The following is a 21,206-nucleotide window of genomic DNA, read 5'->3' on the forward strand; positions in this document are numbered from 1 at the left end:
AGTCGTCTGTTGCCAAATATAATCTGCCCCTATGGATTTTAAAAATATTTTTATGGACAATCTGCCCGGCCTCTGCTGGATTACGGATAGTCATAATGTGCTGAAATATGCCAATAAGTATTTTCTTAAAAATTTTAATCTGTCTGAAAATGTATTGGGAAAGAAGCATGAAGAGATCTTTGGACAGGATATAGCCCAGGGCAGTCATGTAAACAATTTGGAAGTATTGCGAACAAAGCAAAATTATGAATTCTATCAGACTATCAGAGATGAACATGGTCATCCACGCTATTTTAAGACTTACAAGTTTCCGCTGATCGGTACTGAAGATGATATGGTTGGCGCGATTAGTTTTGATATCAGTAAAAACAAGCGGCTCGAGGATGAACTATATCAAAGTGACCTGCAGTTCAGGCAAGCTTTTGAGCATTCTCTGGTTGGGATGGCACTGATCAGCCCCGAAGGTAAATGGTTAAGGATAAATAAAAGCCTGTGTGATATGCTTGGTTACTCGGAGGAAGAGTTGCAGGGGTTTTATATACAGGACATTACCTATGCAGATGACCTGGAGGATAATATAAGTTATTTAAGACAGCTTAAGGATGGTAAGGTTGATAATCTGAAGGTAGAAAAACGCTACATTCATAAGGATGGTTCTTATGTATGGGTAATGATCTCGGTTACCATGCTGAAAGACAGTATGGGCTATCCGCTTCATTATGTTTCACAAATAGAGGATATCAGTAATAGAAAATCGATTGAAGAAGATCTTCAGTTAAGTGAAAAAAAATACCGTACTATTTTTGAAAATGTGCAGGATGTCTTTTATCAGACCAATCAGGAAGGGTTGGTTACTGAAATCAGTCCTTCAATTGAACATTATTCAGGATACCAAAGAGAAGAGATCCTGGGTAGAGATGTAGATAAGTTTTATTACTATACCCAGGACCGGGAAAGGATTATAGAAAAATTGCGTACCAGCGGATCGGTAATTGACTTTGAAGTCAGGTTAAAAACCAAAAACCACGAATTGCGCTACGCTTCCGTCAATGCTAGACTTATTATTGAAGATGGAATAATAAAGGGAACTGAGGGGAGTATGAGGGATGTTACCACGAGGAAATTTCAGGAAAATGCATTGAAAGCATTAAATACTGAATTAACAGCTTCTAATGAGCAAAAGAATAAATTATTGTCAATTATTGGACATGATCTCAGAAACCCAATATCAGGAAGCTTACAGTTGCTTGATTTAACGCTGACTGACTTTGAATCTACTTCGGCCGACGAAGTTCACAATTATCTCTCGATGATGAAACATGAACTTTCGAATGCAAATGAATTGCTGGAAGATTTATTAAGTTGGGCGAAGGCCCAGTTTAATTCTGTTAGCTTTAGTCCCAATGAAATCACAGACATTGCTGGTCTGATACGGAAATGCATTCATAACATTTTGCCCATGGCTGAAAAGAAAAGTATTGTGATCAGTCAGTCGGTAGCAGACGGATTAACACTGACAGCAGATAAAGGTATGTTGGAAACGGTATTGCGAAATTTAATATCAAATGCTGTCAAATTTAGCAACAAGGGAGGGAATATTAACATCAAGGCAGTACCCTACCACAAAGGAGTGAAATTTTCTGTTGCTGACAACGGCCTGGGAATTCCAAAAGACAAAGCGCTGCAACTTTTTGTTAAAACATCTAATTATACTACCTATGGGACAGCCGGAGAAAAAGGAACAGGCCTGGGCCTTAACCTTTGCTATGATTTTGTACTCAAACATGGCGGGCAATTGTGGGTTCATAGTGAATCGGGAAAAGGAAGTACATTTTATTTCACCATACCCTGAAACTAATCATTATCACCTAATGTCAAGGAAAGTCTGAACTATCGAAGGATATTTTTTATATTTGACCCATGACTACATTAAAAATACATCTGTTGGTTGCTCGTTGCACCTGTCGTCATATTTTTAGTACATTTTGTTCAGGAATGCATTACTTCTCAAGTTTCAAGGCCTTTAATAAAATTTCCCCGTCCAGTTATTATTCTAATGGCCGGGGATTTGCCCGGATAAATTAAGATTAATTTCATCAATGTAAGACTTTGACTGGTCTTCATTTGCAGCTTTACATTTCAAATTCACAATAAATTAAACAATTATGGAAAATAATGAGAGAAATCCTGTTTTAATAACCCGGGAAGATTTTGACTTAATTAGACCTTTTATAGGAGGAAGTTCCGATGATAATAATAAGATGTCGCTAAGTTATGAACTGAAGCGTGCTATTATTGTAAATGATGATGCTTTTCCACCATATACCATCAAACTGAATTCTCAGGTCAGCATTGTGGACATAGAAACACAAAAAATTTCAGAATTTACAATCGTTTTACCCAGGTACGTCAATATGCCAGCAAAAAAAATCTCTGTTTTAAGTCCTATGGGTGCCGCATTGATAGGATTTAAAAAAGGAGACGAAGTAGAGTGGCAGATTCCTGCCGGGTTAAAAAGGTTTCAGATTTTAGATGTTGTCAATACTTAATTCTTTAAGAAAGCGATAGATTAAATTTTATGGGTTAAATTTAACACAAGTAGCTATTAAGATATACTAGATTTAATTAACACTTGTTTTTATTTAATAAAAATCAATTATTATAATATTGTTATGTCATTGATATTTCGTTACATTTGTGTCACATTTATTGTTTAACGATTAGAGACACTTTTTTTATTGAAAAAAATTAACCTCTAGAGGGTTGTTGAATTAACATACGCATAAGTTTAACCCAAAAATTCATATATGAAAAAATCTTTACTCTTTATCGCTGCGCTGGCACTCTCAGGAGTGGCGTATTCGCAACAGCCTGCGGTGCTTCCAGACAAGAATTCTTCTTTGGCAGCAGACACCGGTGCTAATCTTCACCCGATCTCAATTCAGTTTCATGCAGGGACCCAAGGTTTAGGGGCAGATGTGAGATATGGTATTACACAGAAATTATCGCTAAGACTTGGTGGAAGTACAAGTACGGCTATTAAAATGGATGATGCCGTTAAATTCTCTGGGTTTGATGCGAAAAATTCATTAAAAGCTGAGATGTCAAATTTTCACTTAATGGCTGATTATGCACCATTCAAAACGAATGCTTTTCAGCTTGTGGCAGGTGCTGCTTACCTTTTTAAAGCAGGTGGAGGGATGGAGTTTTTACCAAACGGCACTTATAACTATGGCGATCTTAGCTTTACCGGCTCTGAAGTTGGCCAGTTAAATATTGATGTGTCATGGAAAGGCATAGCGCCTTACTTAGGTTTGGGTTTATTCAAAAGTTTCCCCAAAAAATTGTTTAATATAAACGTTGATCTTGGAACATACTTTCTTAAAGCTCCTGAAACTACAGTAATCGGTACTAAGCTACTATCCGAAAATTACAGGTTAGAGCCACAGTTAGATAAAAATATGGAAAGTTATCGTTTCCTTCCCGTAATTCAGTTCAACTTTAATTTCAGGATTAAATAACCGTTACTCATCCAAACAAAAACAAAATGATGAACAATATATACTCAACAATTAAATCTAAGGTATCGATTTTGCGACTTCCTTTGATGCTAGGCTTAATAATTCTTGCTGTTAATGGCTGTAAAAAGCCTACTGAAGGTATAAATCTTTTAGTGAGTACTGCGAGTTTGTTTAAAGCGCCCGTGCTGGTGCATTTTGAAAATGCAAACACAACCTCAACCAACAAACCAGGTGATTTCACAGTTACTATCGGCGGTAAAGATGCCGCTTTAGTACAAATGGGCTCTGGCGGTAATGATTTTAAAGCTTCTCATGGATTCTTACCGCTGGCATTAAAAGCTTCTGCCAGTCCGACGTCTGCCAATCCAATTGTATTTAATGTACGTGCTGAAATACCTGGCTATGCACCTGTAACCAAAAATATTACGATCACGAAGGATACAGTTTACGTGTATAATGTTCCGATGATAGAGTACTCAAAACCTATTAACGGAACCACTGTATTGCAAACTGAAACAGCTATCGCATCGGGAACAGTGTCTACAGCAGTGAGCTTAATCCCTGCCACGACGGCTTCACTACCTGAAAAAGCAACCATTACCATTCCCGCAGGAACACAGGTGATGGACGCGAACAATAATGTGATCAACGCAGCGCAGTTAAAATCAAGTATTGTTCAATATGGTAGCGGTACACCAGCAATCGCCAATATTTTTCCAGGAGGTTTAGCTCCATCAAACGTTGTTGATGCCGCTGGTGCAGCAATACCTGGTGGTGTAAATTTTGTTACAGCCGGATTACTTAGTATAAATATGACTGCTGGTACTACACCAGTAAAAAAATTCTCTAAACCCGTAGATATTGTACAGGAACTTCAGCCAGGTCTGATTAATTTTCAGAACGGTACAGCTGTAAAAGCAGGTGATGTAATACCTTTGTGGAGTTTGAATGAAGAAACTGGTCAATGGAAAGCTGAAGGCAATGCCTCGGTGAGTTTAGATGCAGTTACAGGTAAACTTGTTGCTAAATATGCTATTTCTCACCTTTCAGGATGGAATCTTGATTGGTCATGGTCAGCTTTTGGTGGCTATAACTCAGTAGTTCGTCCTCTGGTAATTAATTTAATACCTTCACAGACACCTTGGGCGGGATCATACGAAGTACAATTGCAAACATCAAATGGAAACTATTTAGCCGGTTTACATTCGTATAGACCTGAGTATGACTTTTTTGAAGAAGGATCGCTGGTTAATAATAATCTATCGTATAAAAGTGTTAAAGGTAAATATGGTTTCAGTATACCATATGTGCCAAATATCAGCAGTGCCAAAGTTGTTGTATATGACAACAAGAATTATGCTAAGGTAGCAGAGAGTCCTTTATTCAATCCGACTACAACTGGGCCGGTTACGCTGAATGTTACTGTACCAGCTCCACCTGAATACGTAAATATTACCGCTAGTTTTACCGGAAAATGTAGTACAAAAAATATTGTTACGCCAATAACAGGCTGGTTTCAATTATACGATTCAACTGATTTCAGTTATATTTATGCCTATGTAAGCAATGGGGTTATCTATAGTGGAAGTAGCAATAACAACTCAAGCTTTAATGTGGATGGCAGTAAAGTTGGTGCAAGTTTAAAACTTGCTGTTGGTCACCAATATGCTATTTATACCTACAATAACTCTAAGTTCTATTCAACTGGTTCGTTTACATTGACTAAAGCAGGCTTTAACATTCCCGCATCGTCCAATGGATTTGAAGCAAAAACGCTTTATAATCAAAGTACAAATACGTTAGAAATTACAGGTAATATTTTAGTCACCTGTAATTAATTTACTATTTACTAATCACTAAAAAGCCGGTAGCGTAAGCACCGGCTTTTTTATTGACCGAATACTTAAGAAGCAAATTGCAGGCTAACTTTTATTTTCAACAATAAAGGATAACTTTATGGCTAATCAAAGATCAATGAAGAAAGAACTTGCCAATTTCGAAGATATCGTACTGTTTGTGGATAGTTTTTATAACAAGGTCCAGTCAGACGATCTGATCGGGCCGGTCTTTGACTCAGTGATTACAGACTGGCAACCACATCTTGAAAAGATGTATAATTTCTGGAATGCCGCTCTTTTCGGTGTGCCGGGCTTTAAAGGCAATCCTTTTGCAAGGCACGCGCCATTATCTCTTCAAGAGCATCATTTCGAACGCTGGTTACTACTGTTCCAACAAACCATTGATACCTATTTTGAAGGAACGATGGCCGAGGAAGTAAAAAAGAAAGCTGATATAATGGCAATCTTGTTTTTAAGCAAAATAGACAACATGAAAGGCGGAGCAAACAGGGTGATCGTTTGAGCAATATTTGATAAAGTAACAAATAAGTTACACAACTATTAAGAAAATCGTATCTTGTCGGAAATAATTATTACATTATGACGTTTCTACAAAAACCAATTTTTAAAAATAGATGCTTACGCCCTCAGCTTTAAATTAATGAAATTAACAAATTTTTCCGCTTCGGCTTTTATTGCCTTAGCAATGTTCTCTTGCGGACCCTCAGCTGACGAAAAAGCTGCGACACAAATGAAATCCATCATCGCTACGGAGCTAGCAGCAGATAATAACGGTGAGAATATATTCAATTCTGATGCCCGGCTTGCTTATCTGGATGCTGAGCTGAAGTCGGCCGATGCCTATACCGCCTTAAGGATAAATTACCAGCGTGCAAGTGTTTTTATGGAAAAAGGCGACATCAATAAAGCCGTTGAACTGTACTACCAGATCCATATGGATTCTACAGTAAAGGGTTCTTATTTTGACCTGACCAGGTTAGAACCTGAGCTGGCTTTTGCTTATCTCAGAATGGGTGAAGTCAACAACTGTCTTAGCAACCATACTGCAGAATCCTGCATTTATCCTATTCAGGGAGGGGGCTTGCATAAAGATCCTGCGGGATCTTCCAAAGCGATCGAGATGTACGAGAAAATTCTGGCAAGAAACCCTGATCAGCCTGATATTAGGTGGCTATTAAATATTGCCTACATGACACTTGGGAAATATCCCGATGGCGTACCCAAAAAGTACTTGCTGCTCAATCCTTATCCCGAAACAGATAAAGTGATTCCGTTCGAAGATGTCGCCGCAATTTTAAAGCTCAATGTAAACGACCGCGCAGGCGGAGTAATTACAGAAGACTTTGACAATGATGGATACCTTGACATTGTGACCTCTGCATGGGATTTGAGGGACCCAATGCATTATTTTCATAATAATGCCGATGGCACATTTACCGACCTCTCCAAAAAATCAGGCTTAAGTGCTTTTACCGGTAGTTTGAATATCAACCATACCGATTATAACAATGATGGTTTCAAAGACATCTTTGTCTTGAGAGGAGGCTGGAAGGGAAGGCTGGGCAATAATCACAACTCTCTTCTGAAAAATAACGGGGACGGTACTTTTACTGAGGTAACCATTCAGAGTGGCTTACTATCTGCTCACCCGACTCAGACTGCTACCTGGAATGATTTCAACAATGACGGCTGGGTCGATCTCTTTATAGGAAATGAAAGTATGCCTGAGGAAGCCCAGTTACGACATCCATGCGAGTTTTATATCAATAATCAGAACGGAACTTTTACAAATGTAGCAGCAGAAATGAAAGTAGATTTAACACGTTTTGTCAAGGGAGTCACCTCTGCTGACTATGATAACGACGGTTGGAAGGATATTTTCGTTAGCACAATGGAAGGACGGTTTCTTTTAAGAAATAAAGGCATTAAGGGCAAAATACCAGCATTTGAGAATGTGACCAAAAAAGCTGGTTTAGCGGAAGAAAAGAACAGTAGTTTTGCGACCTGGTTTTTTGATTTTGACAATGACGGCTGGCAGGATATTATTGTCTGTGATTATTCTTTTAAGAAGACATTGGCATTTACTGCAGGCGAGGAGGCGATGGGCAAGAGCTTGGTAATTAAGGGTCAGCCTTTTCTATACCGCAATAATGGCAACGGTACATTTAAAAACATAACCAATGAAGCTGGATTGTTTAAATCGGTATTTGCCATGGGCTCCAGTTTTGGTGATATTGACAATGACGGATGGCTGGATATGTTTTTTGGTACCGGAAACCCAAATTTTGATTCGCTCATCCCTAACAGGATGTTCAGAAACAATGGAGGTAACGGGTTTAACGAAGTAACCAGGTCAGCGCGTGTAGGAAGTTTGCAAAAGGGACATAGTGTTGCTTTTGCGGATCTTGATAATGATGGAGATCAGGACATTTATATGGACCTTGGTGGCGCTTATGAGGGTGATGCTTTTCCAAGTGCATTGTATATGAATCCTGGTCAGAACAAGAATAACTGGATAAGCATCAACCTGGAAGGTATCAAGTCAAATAAGGCAGCCATTGGTAGCCAGTTGAAGCTGTCTGTAATGGAAGCTGGAAAGATGCGATATATTTATAGAGATGTTAATTCCGGAGGGAGCTTTGGATCTGCACCTTTCCGAAGAGAAATTGGTATTGGAGCGGCAACGGTGATCAATGAGATAGAGATCAAATGGCATGGCAGTGGCCTGGTCCAGAAGTTTAAAAATGTTAAGCCAAACCAATTTGTAAAGATTACGGAGGGCAGCGATGTGGTCAATCCTGTAAAACTTAAAACACTCAATTTTAAGAAGTTGGGGGCAAAAGCGCATCATCATATGGTAATGTAAACCAGTTGGCTTAATTAGCAGGATTCATTTTAATAATTAGGAACCTCAGCTAAATGATAATAAAAATCTTAACTTTGTGCAAATCATTTATTTGATATGGGAAATTGGCAAGAACTAATGGATTCTGGCTTACTGGAGTTATATGTGCTTGGACAAGTAGATACTGAAGAAGCTTTATTTATTGAGAAAATGGCGGTCGCCCATACAGAGGTAAAGCGGGAAATAGAAGAAATTAGTTTGGCTCTTGAGCGATATGCCCAGGCGCATGCAATTGAACCAGATCCGATTGTAAAACCATTTCTAATGGCTACTATCGATTTCTCAGACAGAATAAAGTCAGGTGAAAAGTCCGAGCTTGCTCCAATTCTGGACAGTAATGCTACGGCAGGGGATTACATCCGCTGGCTGGAGCGTCCTGATATGATCTTGCCTATTGACTTTGAGGATGATGTGTTTGCCAAGATATGGAGCTACACGCCTGAAGCAATTACGGCTATCGTATGGATTAAACATATGGCACCTCAGGAAGTTCACGACCATGAATCTGAGCGTTTTCTGATTCTCGAGGGAACTTGTGATATCTACGTTGAAGACCAGATCAATCATTTAAAACCCGGTGATTATTTCCAGATTCCACTTCATAAGCCCCATCATGTACTGGTCACTTCTGAAATTCCATGTAAAGTAATTCTCCAGCGCTTAGCTGCTTAAACCGCCTTTAATTTATAGTAATTGGAAATTCACGGTATCCTGATCCCAGCGTCCAGCGGATCTTATATGCTCCTTCGTAAACTTTTTTACTATCCGGGTCAGTACCATCCCATTCAAAAATAAAGGTCTGCAGGCCCGTTTTGCCTTTAAAGAGTGAACTTAATAAATGATTATCAGTGGAATATAAGTCGATCTGCAATGAGCCTGGATTCCAGGATTTGCTGATGATAATGGCGGGCTTGTTTCTTAAGATCCGATACGGCAGTACAGTAGCCAGGTACAGTTCTTTACTTTCTGTAAAATTGACCTTCGGAACAATAACAGGTCGTTGAACATATTTCCGCTTGAAACCTGGTGGATTTCTGAGCACAGTATTTTTAAAAGCGATAAATTCATCCGATTGATCATCTGCCTTAAACCGTGCAGTATATAAATCTCTGATCGTCTGGTCAAAATCCAGCAATCCGGTCCACAGTTCGCCTGTATTTTTGGCTTCCGCACCATGGCCATAGTTCTTTTTAAAACCGCCAGCGCCTGATGTGTCTTTTTCAGCACCTAGTCCATTGGAATTAATAAACGCTGGCTTAAGTTTATCTTTATTCCACATCACATCCAAATTGGTACGAATAATTCTTTTTATGTCCTGTTCATCAAATACAATTCCATAATGATAAGCCTCTGCGATTTTTTCCACCTCTCCGGCCTGATAACCGGACCTGAAAGGATGCACCCAAACCCCATGTTTGGTGTCTTTTTTCTGCAAATCTACATCAGCAGGTGTTAAGGGTTCAAAATAGTTCCAGCAATAGTGGCCGTCGAAATATTGAAAGTGACTCTTAAATGTAAAGTAAATTCGCTCAGAACGGTCTCGGTAACCCTTTTTCCCGGTGATATTATATAAGCGCAGAAATACCTGTGCCGCATCCAATTGTTTATTGAAAGGATGACTGATCCCTGCACGGTCGACTGTTGGGTCAGTAATCCATTGCTTGCTTTTACCACCTGGTGCCATGAACTTCGGGAAGCCGATGTACGAACCATATGGCCCATCTTCATGCCAGCAACCACGCTTATCCCATTTTTCTGCAAAATTGCGGGCAGCAAGTTGGACATAACTGTTGGCCTTTGCAGCATAGGTTTTCTTCAAGCTGTCTGTCTTCAATACCAGTTGACTGAAGTCGAGCATGCCTTTAAATAAGATGGCATCGCCAACAAGTGCATCCTGCCAGAATTTTTTATTGTATCCATATGGACCAATCCAGCCTAAATAGCCATCAGGATCAGTATCCAACTTACCAATCAAAAAATCAAAATAGCTGATGCCTGCGTCCAGCCATCTGGTATCAACGCTCAAATTAAAGTTGTCTATGAATTCCCCCATGCCATATGCTGCATTCCAGCAAAAATCTTCTCCTTTGGCGCTTTCTGCAAAAGCGGGATTGTGAATCATTCTTTGCAATAGTTGTTCAGGACTCGTTTTCAGTTTTACAGGCACTTTTATTTGCGCAGAAGAGGTTACTGAGCAATGCAGTAATAAAAGCAACAGGGTTATATTCATAAAACCAATTCTTCTGAGACTCATAGTTATAAATATAATAAAATGTTCCTGATTAGTTGGCTAGCCGAAAAAGAAGAAGACAGAGCAGTAAAGTACACATTAATTGGCCTGTAGTCGAGAGTTTTTCCTTCGCCTTTTCAATCAACCTCTGATGGTGTGATCCCGCTGGTCTAAATTCCAAACACTTTTATGACGATTGTAGGAAAATATTACTTTAAGGGCAAATAGTAAAAAATCTTATTAGGGCTGTCGAAAAAGAGGGAAACTATATTGTTTTAGCTGAACGAGTTGTTGTGCTGCATTTGGGCAATGGAATCTCGCATGGTTTTTAGCCCGGTGGCTACCTGCACAATTGGCGTGGTAAATGTAGATATCAGGTATGCGATCATAGCGAGTGATTCGCTGAGTATCAGGCCATCGGTATCAGTAAAATTGTTGGGAAGCATCAGGTTATGTTTGTAATACAAGAGGTTAAATTCATCCATAAAACCAAAGCCGACAATAGGCAGGTTGGTATTTATTTTAACCAGCATCTCAAATAACTCGGGCTTCAGCAAAGTAGTGAATTTGTTGGCCAGCGGTATAAAGCATTGTATAATACTGACATCAGTTAAATTAGCGGCGGTTATCGGCATCAACGAAAGTTCTATCTTCCAAAGCACCTCGCTATCGTCATCTTCTGCATCAATATCGGCAGTTATGCGGTGGTATGGGTTATCCGTATCGGGAGGTTGTACGGCCATGCTCCAACCGTCCTCTTCCAAATAATTGTATATTAATTCCAGTTGTTTTTGATGCGCTTTGCTCGTAGCCGATTTTGCCATGGTTCTATGTAGATAATTTTGCAGCTATTTTTGAAGGAGTGGGTTCTTTTTCCCCTATTATTTTTAACCCTAAGTTGCGTATCAGTCTTCTACTTGGTTCATCGCCTCCTTTAACACCTTCGTTATATAACAGCTTAGAAGCCGTATCAACAAAATTATTATAGCAATGACCGGCATCACTATATCCGTTAAGTTTTAAAGCGGTCTCTAGTGGATCAGGGCCAAGGTCGTGCATTTCCCGCACTCTGGCACTACTCAGCCAGAAATGTCTTTTTTCTATTACTTTTTTTTCTTTTTTCCATTCGTCCCTAACACCCCGTATACCAAGAATATCAATAGCCATTTCTTTTTTATGCTTGCGTTTTTTATAGTAGTTATATACTGCCACAGCTCCGCCAATTGCGGCCGCGGCCGACAACAATGCCCAACCTATAGGTGTAGCGCCGGCAAGCAATGCAGCGCCACCTGCAACAGTGTACATGCCTTTGTAAAGTTTGCCCAAGCCTTTCCGTGACTCGCGTTTTTGTGTTTCAATAGCTACTTTAGAGGCGTATATAAATTTTTTATCATCACCACGTGCAGTCATGTTTTGTTCCAGTCGTTCGCGGCGCCGGTCTGCCATCACAGTTCCGTATGCACCGCTTGCTATATCGAACGCGCCCATGGCAATGCCGGCACCAGCAGCTAGGGTTGTTGCGGTAGCTGAAGCCGCAGTGCCTACATCAAAATATCCGGCCGCGGCAGATGCTCCAGTTTTAACGGCGCTCGCTGTCGAACTTAAAGCATCCAAACCGGCAATATTCCTGGTGTTTGCGTTATTGGCTTTGTCGCGTGCCTCCTTTTGATATTTAAAGGCCGAATAACCATCGCCAGCAACACCCAGCCCCCCACCTGCAAGACCCAGATAAGGCGAAATATCAGCCGCCCATAGAGACTTGGAATCACCGAAATATTTTCCTGCGCTACCAGTTGCGATACCCCCACCAAGTATGCCGTATTCTATTTTTTGGGCCCGGGTTGTTTTCCCCGCATCCTCTCTGACGCCCTTTCTGCCCCGGGGAATATAATCCAATACTCCGCTGGTATTGATCCTCCGTCCACTTCTCCACCCTGGTGTCTCGTGTTTAGGCTCCGTGACTACATTTTCCATCACCATACGTGGCAAGGAATTTGGCGCCAGCTGGTGGAGGCCTGCTGATTCTAAATCTACATCTACTAATGGGGAATCATGTAAAGCTGGTGCTTCCCTTTCTGGTTCCTGCGGATCTAACTGCATCTCAGGGGGTTCTTCCAAATCCAGCAAAGATCGCCTGGCCGGCATGTCAGCAACCCGGCTATCGCGCCCATTACGCTGTATCACAAACTTGGCTTGTATGGGTTTGCCAGAGCGGTTGCCGGCTAGTTGCTGTATAGCTTTTAATTGCTTAACCTGTGCACTGTTATCGGCCGCATCCTGTAACTTGCGCTGCGCTATAGCTTCCGGGCGGTTATTTTTGAACTGGGCTACAGGCCGGCTATCCGTTTGCTTTGCCGAAATATCGGCAGTAGAGTGGCTTTTATTATCCTGCGTTTTGTTTGCGTAAGCGATCACGGTATCTGTTTTAAGTGTGATAGGTTTAAAGCCCGGATGATAATATTTTGCTTTCCATTTTAAATGTAAAATAAATTATCGATAATATATAGAAAGTAACCAGATTAAATCTACTGAACGATCAGCCGGTCGAAAAAAAGCTATTTTTGCCTTTTTTTTAAATTATTTACAATATGCGGTGTAAGCAATAGGATTATTCGTTTTAAATATTCATTTTTATAGAGAAAGTATTTCAAGTTGCTAACAGACAGGATGAGGGTGTAAACGGAATATTTTATAAACCCAACCAATACCCTGTCCTTGATGATAAACGATGTGCTTGTAATGGTTAAAGATAAGCTTAATGCTTATTGCAGGTTAAAAACCGGCTCTGCAGAAGACAAGGTTGTTTTTCCTGATGGTTCCAATCTCGATCCTGCCAAGTTTCCAAATAACAGCATCGTACCCATGCTGGTAAATTTTGAGGAAGAGAAAGCCATAAGATCGGCAAACAGGTTCCAGGGCGTGGTACGCAATGGCATAAAAACCGAAGGTAACCCAAGCATTCCGCTTAACCTGGTGGTGCTGTTTGTCGTAAAGTTTTCCGACTATGAGCAAACCATGAAATTCCTCTCGCTCATTATCAAATTTTTTCAGAGCAACCGGGTACACGACCGGTATAATACACCAGCGCTTAACCCCGAAATAGGTACTTTAACCATGGAGCTTTTGGCTTTGCCGATAAACCAGCAAAATGAATTGTGGAGTTCTTTACGGGCTGCATATCAGCCCTCGGTACTATATAAAATAAGTATGCTAACTTTCCACGATAGTGATTCAATAGCGGTTGCCGCCAATGAGGTCAGTGGTATAGAAACTAAGTTTGAAACCATATGACCAGTTTTGTTAAAAAGGCGAGCATTATTATTAAGCACGACTACTTTAGTAGCGGTGAGGTAACTGGTTTAAGTATAAAACCTACAGCGGAATGCCAGCGCCTGTTGCGAAATTACAAGCTTATGCTAAAAAATACTGCCGATGGTTTGGATATTTATCGTGATGAAGATGAAAAGGACGCTTTTACTGATAAATTACCTGCTGCAACTACGGCTTTCGATTTTTCATTGGCACTGGATGATCAGCAGTTTTTAAAGTATACCACTCTGCCCATTAAAAAGAACGACGAGTTTTACCTTTTCAGCAATAAAAAAGGTAAAACAGCATTTCAATTGAGCACTATACCAAAGGTGCAAACCCTTAACCACGGGGCGTCCGAAATGTTAGGTATTTTGCGGTTATGTTTTAGTTTTTCGGCGCAGGCTACATTGATGTTAAATTTTACCGCACCACAGTTAAAATGGAAGTATTATGTGCTTACCGGTACTGCATTTCCAGATCCGGTAATCGATGGCAGCGCTACTGGTATCACTTTTATTAAGCAAACTGCTTTGCAAGCGGCCGATCAGATAGGGACTGCTTTAGCTACAGGCTATCCGGCGGCAATAATTTCGGTTTTTGAGTCGGACAGGGCAATACCCGTGATCAATACCGGACGTAAAAACATTCAGTTGAAAAAAACTGCCGGCAACGCCATTGTTATCAATAATTTGCCAAACCCCGGTCCCGGCGAGAACGGGATACAGATCATTAACCTACTAAATTAGCAATACATACTTGTCAAATAAAAACCAAAAACCAAACCTTTAAATTTTTAAACATGCCAGTTTCAAATTACTCCACACCCGGTGTGTATGTTGAAGAGATCTCAACATTACCGCCATCCGTTGTACAGGCGTCAACGGCAATTCCCGCGTTTTTAGGCTATACTGCCGGTGCATCAGACAATGGAATAGACCTGAAGAATATACCGACGCGTATAACCAGTATGCTGGAATACCAGCAGTACTTTGGAGGGCCTGCAACCGCAACCTTCACGATAAGTGCAACGGGCAATAGTGGAGCACCTGATCTGGCAGCACAAATAACGGAACCTATTCATAAGCTGTATTATTCGCTGGATTTGTTTTTTAAGAATGGTGGAAGCGTTTGTTATATTGTTTCGGTTGGTACCCATACAGTAACCACCAAACTAGCTACCGATTTCTCAGCCGGTCTTACCGCGTTAAAAACAGAAGAAGAACCAACTTTGATCGTGCTTTCTGAAGCTGTTGATCTTGCCACTGCAGCTGAGTACCATGCGCTTTGCAAAAGTGCCTTGGAGCAATGTGCCAAGATTAAGAACAGGTTTTGCATATTTGATGTTCCGGCTGGCGATCCCGCAATTTCAGCCTTCAGGACGGGTGTAGGTTCGGATAACCTTAAATTCGGTGCGGCATATTACCCTTTTCTAAAAACTTCGCTAGGCTACACAGTAGCCGATACCGACATAACCGTAACTGATACCAGCACAGTTCCTGATACAAAAACTGTGGCTGATGCCAGAGCTGCACATACCAAGGCTGTTGCCGCTGCCAAGGCTGCTGCCGATGCCAAAACCGCGGCTGATGCCAGTACTTCTGCAGATGCAGCTGCAAACAAGGCCGCTGCCGCAACCAGAGTTACTGCTGCTGCCAAAGCTGTTACTGATGCTAAAGCTGTTCTTGATAAGGCCCTTGCTGATGCCAATGTCCCTACGAAAGTAACCAACGCTAAGTTGGATACCATAAAAGCGACCAATACCGTACTTTATAATGCAATAAAATTGGAGCTTAATAACCCTAAGTATAAAATAACCTTGCCGCCGTCACCAGCCATAGCTGGTGTGTATGCAGCTGTTGACAGTGAACGCGGTGTTTGGAAAGCACCCGCCAATGTGAGCCTTAACGCGGTGATCAACCCTGCAATTAAAATTACTGCCGATGAGCAGGACAAACTTAATATTGACAGCACTGGCGGTAAATCGATTAATGCCATACGTACCTTTACCGGCCGCGGAGTGATGGTCTGGGGTGCACGCACGCTGGCCGGCAATGATAATGAATGGCGCTATGTTCCCGTTCGCAGGTTATTTAACATGATAGAAGATTCGGCAGCCAAGGCAACCCAGTTTGCAGTGTTTGAGCCAAATGATTCGACCACCTGGTTAAAAGTTAAAAGTATGATAGAAAGCTTTTTGTATAATCTATGGCAACAAGGTGCGCTGGCAGGTCCTACACCTAAAGCATCCTACTTTGTTAATGTCGGCTTGGGTGCCACCATGAATACACAGGATATACTGGAAGGAAAAATGATCGTTGAAATTGGGGTTGCAGCTGTAAGGCCTGCCGAATTCATCGTCCTTCGTTTTTCCCATAAATTACAGGAAGCTTAACAATTAACCAAACCTTAACCTATTTATAAAAATTAAATCATGGCTTTATCACAAGATCAGATCAGGACACAATACCCTTTGCCTGTATATAATTATAAGGTGGATATCGGTACCGATACCATCGCCTTTTCGGAAGTATCAGGTCTGGAACTATCGTTCGAGACCATTACCTATAAAGAAAGTCCGACCGGGTCGGGCGTTGCCGGCCCTAACATCATGCATATGCCGGGTACCCGCAAACCGCTTAACATTACCATGAAAAAAGGGTTTGTTAAAGGCAAAAGCATGCCAACGTTATACAACTGGCTTAACGCTACGCAACTCAACCAGGCCATAAAAAAGGATATCACCGTGCATTTATGCGATGAAAAGGGCGAGTCTGTTGTGCGGTGGAAAGTTATTGATGCTTTCCCGATCAAACTGTCGGCACCGAGCTTCAATGCGGGATCTAACGAAATCGCTATCGAATCGATAGAACTGATGGCGAGTAGTCTGGAAATGGCTGGCGGATAAGGTAGATGAGTACCACTACAACAGGTTATCCGCTGCCTGCTTATAATTATAAGGTGTCGATAGGTTCGCAAACATTATCATTTTCGGAAGTATCGGGCCTTAGTATAAATTACGAGAAGGTGATATATAAGGACGGTTTGAGCCATTTATTTGGCCCAACCATAATTCGTGCGCAAAAAAATCAGCCTACGGTTACCCTTAAACGTGGAATAACAGCTAACCGGAAAGAATTGTATGCGTGGTTACAAGACAAATCATTTAAGGATATTTTTATTGACCTGTGTAACGAAAAGGGAATAGCTGTTATCCGATGGAGACTGGATAAGGCGATGCCCCTGAAAATTGATGCCCCATCTTTCAGCGCATCGGGAAATGAAATAGCCATCGAAAGCATTGAATTGATAGCGCACGACCTCAACATTGAATATTTATAAAGATGAATCTATTAGATCCTAAGCATGTTTTAAGCCATCGGTTTGGTGTCTTCTTTTTTGAGAGCGGTGTGATACCCAACATGATGGATATCCGCTTTCAAAAGGTATCGGGCCTGCACGCGGAAATGACCATGGATAGTGTGACCGAAGGGGGGGAGAACCTGTACACGCATCGCATACCAAAACGCGTAAGCTATAACAATTTGGTATTGGAGCGTGGTATTGTGAACCTCTCGCCGTTGAGCTTAAGCTTTAATGCTACTTTTTCGCTGTTCAAGTTTTCACCTTCAAATGTGCTGGTTACGCTATTTAATGATAAAAATATCCCGGTCTCGGCCTGGATGTTCCTAAAGGCGATCCCAGTTAAATGGTCGTTCGGCGACCTGGATGCCAATGCAAACACAGTAGAGATAGAAACTATGGAGCTGTCGTATACACGTTTTCAAACCATAACAATTTAAAATGCCGGTAGAAATTAAAGAATTGGTAATAAGGGCCACCATCGTCCCGGAAACGGTTGAAGAGGACGATAGTGACAACGCTTCGGAAGAAGTAGGAAGCATGACAGACCAGGCCGAAATAGTTCGTCAATGCGTAAGGGAAGTGATCAAAATAATGGAAAATAACAGATACAGGTAATATGGCACTGATCAGCTCAAATAAATTGGAGAAGTTAAAGATAACTGCGTATACCGACGAGAAAAGAAATACCTCTTCGGGTACGTTTGATGTGATGTTCAACCCAGAGTCGTATTCCTTGTCGTATGAGAATGTTTACAGCAAATCACAGGGCATCAACACCAGCGGCCGAAAACTGAAGTACGCGTTGAGCAAGCCATCTGAACTTTCGCTCAAGTTGATTATGGACGGTACAGGGGTTACAGAATACCTGCTATCGATAGCGCGTTCCGATCTGGACGTTTCGAAAAGAATAAGAAAGTTTTTGGAACTGACAACGGTGATGGATGGGACCATACACGAACCTAAATACCTTAAAATTGAATGGGGAACACTGATATTTAAATGCAGGCTCCAAAACGTTAAGATTAATTATACACTTTTTGATAAAGGAGGCAAACCCTTACGCGCCGAACTGGATACCTCGTTCATCGGCGAATTAGACGAAACCGAAAGGCTGAAGAGGGAGAATAAAAGCTCTCCAGATCTGACCCACAAGCGGGTTGTCAGGGCGCACGATACTTTGCCATTGCTTTGTAAAGAGGTTTATGGCTCCGAAAGTTATTATATACAGGTAGCCAGAGCTAATAAGCTGGATAACTTTCGTGATTTACCCCCTGGACTTGAACTTTATTTTCCGCCTGTAAAAAAATGAGTGTAGTAACCGCCACGATAAAAATGGGTTCGGAGTTGATGGACCCGGCGTTTGAACTGGTTAGCATTGACGTTACCAACGAAATGAACCGTATACCTTATGCAGAAGTTGTATTGGTAGATGGTGATTTCGCGACTCAGAAATATGCGGTAAGCGATACCGGTTTTTTTGATCCGGGTAACGAAATAGAGATCAGTTTAAAATACGAGAACCTGCCTGCAGATAACCCGGTTATTTTTAAAGGCATAGTGATGAAACACTCCTTAAAAAAAACGGGTTCAGGCTGTATGGTGTACGTAACAATGAGCGATAGCGCGGTGAAAATGACCACCAGTAAAAAAAGTGAGATTTTTGAGAACATTACAGACGATGCATTGATTCGTAAATTGATAACCGATGGTGGTGCAGCCGCAGGTGTAATTGATGCAACTACAGTTGAGCATAAACGCATCGTGCAGTATTATAGTACCAACTGGGATATGATGCTGAGTCGTGCCGAAGTTAATGGTTTACTGGTCTACGCGGTAAACGGCAAAATTTCGGCGAAAAAACCGAAGTTTAATACCACGCCAGACCATAGTTTTGAAGTTGGCAAACAGGATGTGTTTGATTTTGATGTGCAGGCTGATGCCCGGGACCAGTTTTCGGCCGTCAACAGTAAAACATGGGATATTGCGACTAACGATATGGCTGAAGCCGTTGCGGCTGATGATTTTACACTTGAGCAGGGTAATCTTAAACCAGGTATCATGGCGACCGCTCTGGGTAATGCCGAGGATAATTTAATAACAGCAGTACCGGTTGATGCGAAAGAAGCTAAAGCCTGGGCCGATAGCCGGATGATAAAAACACGCCTGTCAATGATGCGGGGCAGCTTTACCATAGCTGGTACAGGACATGTTGTTGTCGGTAACTTGTTTGAGTTAAAGGGTGTAGGGAAAAAGTTTTCGGGTAAAAATTTGGTAACAGGGGTAAAGCAAACCGTTACAGCTGATGGCTGGTACACGACGGTACAGTTCGGCCTTTCGGCAAATTGGTTTTCATCAGCGGTTACGCTTACCGATACCCCAGCCGCGGGGCTTTTACCCGGTGTAAATGGTTTGCAGATCGGTATTGTACAAAAATTTGAAGCTGACCCTGAAAAGCAAGCGCGGGTTAAAGTAAAGATGCCCGGAATCGACGGGACTGTTAAAATGTTATGGGCGCGTATGGCCACTTTAGATGGTGGCGATAAACATGGACTGTTTTTTTGGCCCGAAGAAAACGATGAGGTCATATTGGGCTTTTTGAACGATGACCCCCGGCATCCGGTAATATTAGGCTCGGTATATGGCTCAAAAATACCACCTGCTATTTTACGGGAAGATAAAAACCCCCGTAAGGGATTAATTACCAAGTCAGGCATAAAGATATTGTTTGACGACGAAAAGAAAACAGTGCTCATTCAAACATCGGATAACAACAAGATACTGTTGGACGAAGGCAACAAGTCTATCGAAATAAATGATGTGACCGGTAATAACATCAAGTTAAGTGAGGCTGGAATATCGATGGAGAGCAAAAAGAATATCATAATTACAGCTAAAGAGGATATCAGTATATCAGCTAAAAATATAACCATTAAAGGTTCAAAAATCGACTTAGAATAAATCAACATAAAATGGAAGAGATCACATTAAAACTTACTATTATCGAAATAAACACCATGCTCGGTGCTTTAGGAAACCTGCCATACGTGCAGGTTATGGAATTGATAGCAAAAATTCAGGAGCAAGCCAAAGAGCAGTTGGCAGCAACAGGCAGTAACGCAACTGATTGATCGTTAAAAGACACAAATGACAAATAACGATGCATTTTTGGGCAGAGGATGGGGTTTCCCCCCTGAGTTCTTTTCGGCCGGCGCTGAAGTAGAAATGGTTTCAGGTGAGACGGATATTCAGCAAAGCCTGTGTATTTTATTGGCGACCTCATTGAGGGAGCGGGTTATGTTTCCGGAGTACGGTTGCGATCTGTCGAATTATTTGTTTGAGGAAATTGGGCAGAGCCTGATCAATACTTTGCAAGGCAGTATCAGCGACGCCATCCTGAACAACGAGCCTCGTATAAAAACCGAAAATGTAAATATTACCAGGGGGACTGATGAGGCAGGCTTGTTGTTAATATCCGTTGAGTATACCATTATGGCAACTAACAACAGGTATAACCTGGTATATCCGTTCTGTATTAATGAAGCTAACAAATGAACCCACTTAAATTGAACTACAAATATGTCTGACCTGGTGATTATAGACGGCGATCAAGCCATGTTTATGACCGCATTTGGCGCGGCTATAGTTCTTGTTGGGCCAGGCAAACTGTCGGGTACGGGTAAATCTACCATTAATGGGAAGAAGATCTGCCTCGAAGGCGACGAGAAGAAGGTAGAGGTGCCGGGTTGTATGTACACGACACCTCAGTACATTATTCCGGGAATCGGAACATTGAAAATTGATGCCCTGGGGGGTGACCAAACCAGCAAAAACGTAAAAGACTCCGGGAAGGGAATTATACTAAAAGGCGGGCAGTTTACCGCAAAATTTGAAGTGCAGAGCCCGGCAAAGGATCCCAGCGTTGCGCCGGCGCCCCCGCAGCCAGATAGTACAAGTTCGTACTCCGGGCAGGGTAATTTTATAACGACTAATACGAAAGTAAAAGCTGATTAACAGTA

At 41.5% G+C, this 21,206-nt stretch carries 22 protein-coding genes; 19 read left to right on the forward strand and 3 right to left on the reverse strand.

The annotated features are described in order from the left end of the window. Positions 1-52 precede the first annotated feature (52 nt). The 7 genes from EZ437_RS13650 to EZ437_RS13680 all read left to right on the forward strand — a co-directional run bounded on the left by EZ437_RS13650 (position 53) and on the right by EZ437_RS13680 (position 8,957). Positions 53-1,852: a PAS domain S-box protein gene (locus tag EZ437_RS13650; RefSeq protein WP_205942701.1), complete on the forward strand. Its 1,800-nt coding sequence runs from the start codon at positions 53-55 to the stop codon at positions 1,850-1,852. A gap of 313 nt (positions 1,853-2,165) precedes the next feature. Next, entirely contained in the window at positions 2,166-2,549 is a 384-nt protein-coding gene (locus EZ437_RS13655; RefSeq protein ID WP_131596556.1) for a GreA/GreB family elongation factor, read from the forward strand. A 258-nt stretch (positions 2,550-2,807) separates the two neighbouring features. Continuing rightward, entirely contained in the window at positions 2,808-3,521 is a 714-nt protein-coding gene (locus tag EZ437_RS13660) for a hypothetical protein (protein ID WP_131596557.1), read from the forward strand. A 26-nt stretch (positions 3,522-3,547) separates the two neighbouring features. Continuing rightward, a complete protein-coding gene (locus EZ437_RS13665; protein WP_131596558.1) occupies positions 3,548-5,359 on the forward strand; it encodes a hypothetical protein in 1,812 nt (603 codons plus the stop codon). 136 nt (positions 5,360-5,495) lie between these two features. Continuing rightward, a complete protein-coding gene (locus EZ437_RS13670; protein WP_131596559.1) occupies positions 5,496-5,882 on the forward strand; it encodes a group III truncated hemoglobin in 387 nt (128 codons plus the stop codon). Between the two features lie 138 nt (positions 5,883-6,020). Continuing rightward, positions 6,021-8,246 carry an FG-GAP-like repeat-containing protein gene (locus EZ437_RS13675; RefSeq protein WP_131596560.1) on the forward strand — a complete coding sequence of 742 codons (2,226 nt, stop codon included), beginning with the start codon at positions 6,021-6,023 and terminating at the stop codon, positions 8,244-8,246. A gap of 96 nt (positions 8,247-8,342) precedes the next feature. Next, on the forward strand, positions 8,343-8,957 hold the full coding sequence (locus EZ437_RS13680; RefSeq protein ID WP_131596561.1) for a cupin domain-containing protein: 615 nt from the start codon (positions 8,343-8,345) through the stop codon (positions 8,955-8,957). A gap of 7 nt (positions 8,958-8,964) precedes the next feature. Here EZ437_RS13680 and EZ437_RS13685 read toward each other — a convergent pair whose 3' ends face one another. The 3 genes from EZ437_RS13685 to EZ437_RS13695 all read right to left on the reverse strand — a co-directional run bounded on the left by EZ437_RS13685 (position 8,965) and on the right by EZ437_RS13695 (position 12,930). Then, on the reverse strand, positions 8,965-10,539 hold the full coding sequence (locus EZ437_RS13685; RefSeq protein ID WP_131596562.1) for a hypothetical protein: 1,575 nt from the start codon (positions 10,537-10,539) through the stop codon (positions 8,965-8,967). A gap of 251 nt (positions 10,540-10,790) precedes the next feature. Continuing rightward, complete coding sequence (locus EZ437_RS13690; RefSeq protein ID WP_131596563.1) at positions 10,791-11,339, reverse strand: hypothetical protein; 549 nt, start codon at positions 11,337-11,339, stop codon at positions 10,791-10,793. A 4-nt stretch (positions 11,340-11,343) separates the two neighbouring features. After that, entirely contained in the window at positions 11,344-12,930 is a 1,587-nt protein-coding gene (locus tag EZ437_RS13695) for a hypothetical protein (protein ID WP_131596564.1), read from the reverse strand. A gap of 303 nt (positions 12,931-13,233) precedes the next feature. On the opposite strand from EZ437_RS13695, the gene EZ437_RS13700 reads away from it, so the two are divergent. Genes EZ437_RS13700 through EZ437_RS13745 form a run of 12 tightly spaced genes read left to right on the forward strand, consistent with a single transcriptional unit; the run spans position 13,234 to position 21,201 of the window. Then, on the forward strand, positions 13,234-13,806 hold the full coding sequence (locus EZ437_RS13700; RefSeq protein WP_205942702.1) for a DUF4255 domain-containing protein: 573 nt from the start codon (positions 13,234-13,236) through the stop codon (positions 13,804-13,806). Further along, complete coding sequence (locus EZ437_RS13705; RefSeq protein WP_131596566.1) at positions 13,803-14,573, forward strand: hypothetical protein; 771 nt, start codon at positions 13,803-13,805, stop codon at positions 14,571-14,573. The genes EZ437_RS13700 and EZ437_RS13705 overlap by 4 nt, the downstream gene beginning before the upstream one ends. A 53-nt stretch (positions 14,574-14,626) precedes the next feature. Then, a complete protein-coding gene (locus EZ437_RS13710; RefSeq protein WP_131596567.1) occupies positions 14,627-16,219 on the forward strand; it encodes a phage tail sheath family protein in 1,593 nt (530 codons plus the stop codon). 39 nt (positions 16,220-16,258) lie between these two features. Then, positions 16,259-16,732, forward strand: coding sequence for a phage tail protein (locus EZ437_RS13715; protein ID WP_131596568.1), 474 nt, complete (start codon positions 16,259-16,261; stop codon positions 16,730-16,732). 5 nt (positions 16,733-16,737) lie between these two features. Further along, positions 16,738-17,166: a phage tail protein gene (locus EZ437_RS13720; protein WP_131596569.1), complete on the forward strand. Its 429-nt coding sequence runs from the start codon at positions 16,738-16,740 to the stop codon at positions 17,164-17,166. 2 nt (positions 17,167-17,168) lie between these two features. After that, positions 17,169-17,627: a phage tail protein gene (locus EZ437_RS13725; protein ID WP_131596570.1), complete on the forward strand. Its 459-nt coding sequence runs from the start codon at positions 17,169-17,171 to the stop codon at positions 17,625-17,627. 1 nt (position 17,628) lies between these two features. Further along, complete coding sequence (locus tag EZ437_RS21610; protein ID WP_165500411.1) at positions 17,629-17,805, forward strand: DUF5908 family protein; 177 nt, start codon at positions 17,629-17,631, stop codon at positions 17,803-17,805. 1 nt (position 17,806) lies between these two features. After that, positions 17,807-18,499 (forward strand): CIS tube protein, encoded by a 693-nt coding sequence (locus tag EZ437_RS13730; protein WP_131596571.1) that lies wholly within the window; start codon positions 17,807-17,809, stop codon positions 18,497-18,499. Beyond that, positions 18,496-20,148 (forward strand): type VI secretion system tip protein VgrG, encoded by a 1,653-nt coding sequence (gene vgrG / locus EZ437_RS13735; RefSeq protein ID WP_131596572.1) that lies wholly within the window; start codon positions 18,496-18,498, stop codon positions 20,146-20,148. Before EZ437_RS13730 ends, vgrG begins: the two co-directional genes overlap by 4 nt. An 11-nt stretch (positions 20,149-20,159) precedes the next feature. Continuing rightward, entirely contained in the window at positions 20,160-20,318 is a 159-nt protein-coding gene (locus tag EZ437_RS21615; RefSeq protein ID WP_165500412.1) for a hypothetical protein, read from the forward strand. 16 nt (positions 20,319-20,334) lie between these two features. Next, on the forward strand, positions 20,335-20,742 hold the full coding sequence (locus EZ437_RS13740; RefSeq protein ID WP_131596573.1) for a GPW/gp25 family protein: 408 nt from the start codon (positions 20,335-20,337) through the stop codon (positions 20,740-20,742). A 24-nt stretch (positions 20,743-20,766) separates the two neighbouring features. After that, positions 20,767-21,201, forward strand: a complete 435-nt coding sequence (locus tag EZ437_RS13745; RefSeq protein WP_131596574.1) for a hypothetical protein — start codon at positions 20,767-20,769, stop codon at positions 21,199-21,201. Positions 21,202-21,206 lie beyond the last annotated feature (5 nt).

This window comes from Pedobacter psychroterrae (assembly GCF_004331695.1).
Taxonomy (GTDB): domain Bacteria; phylum Bacteroidota; class Bacteroidia; order Sphingobacteriales; family Sphingobacteriaceae; genus Pedobacter; species Pedobacter psychroterrae.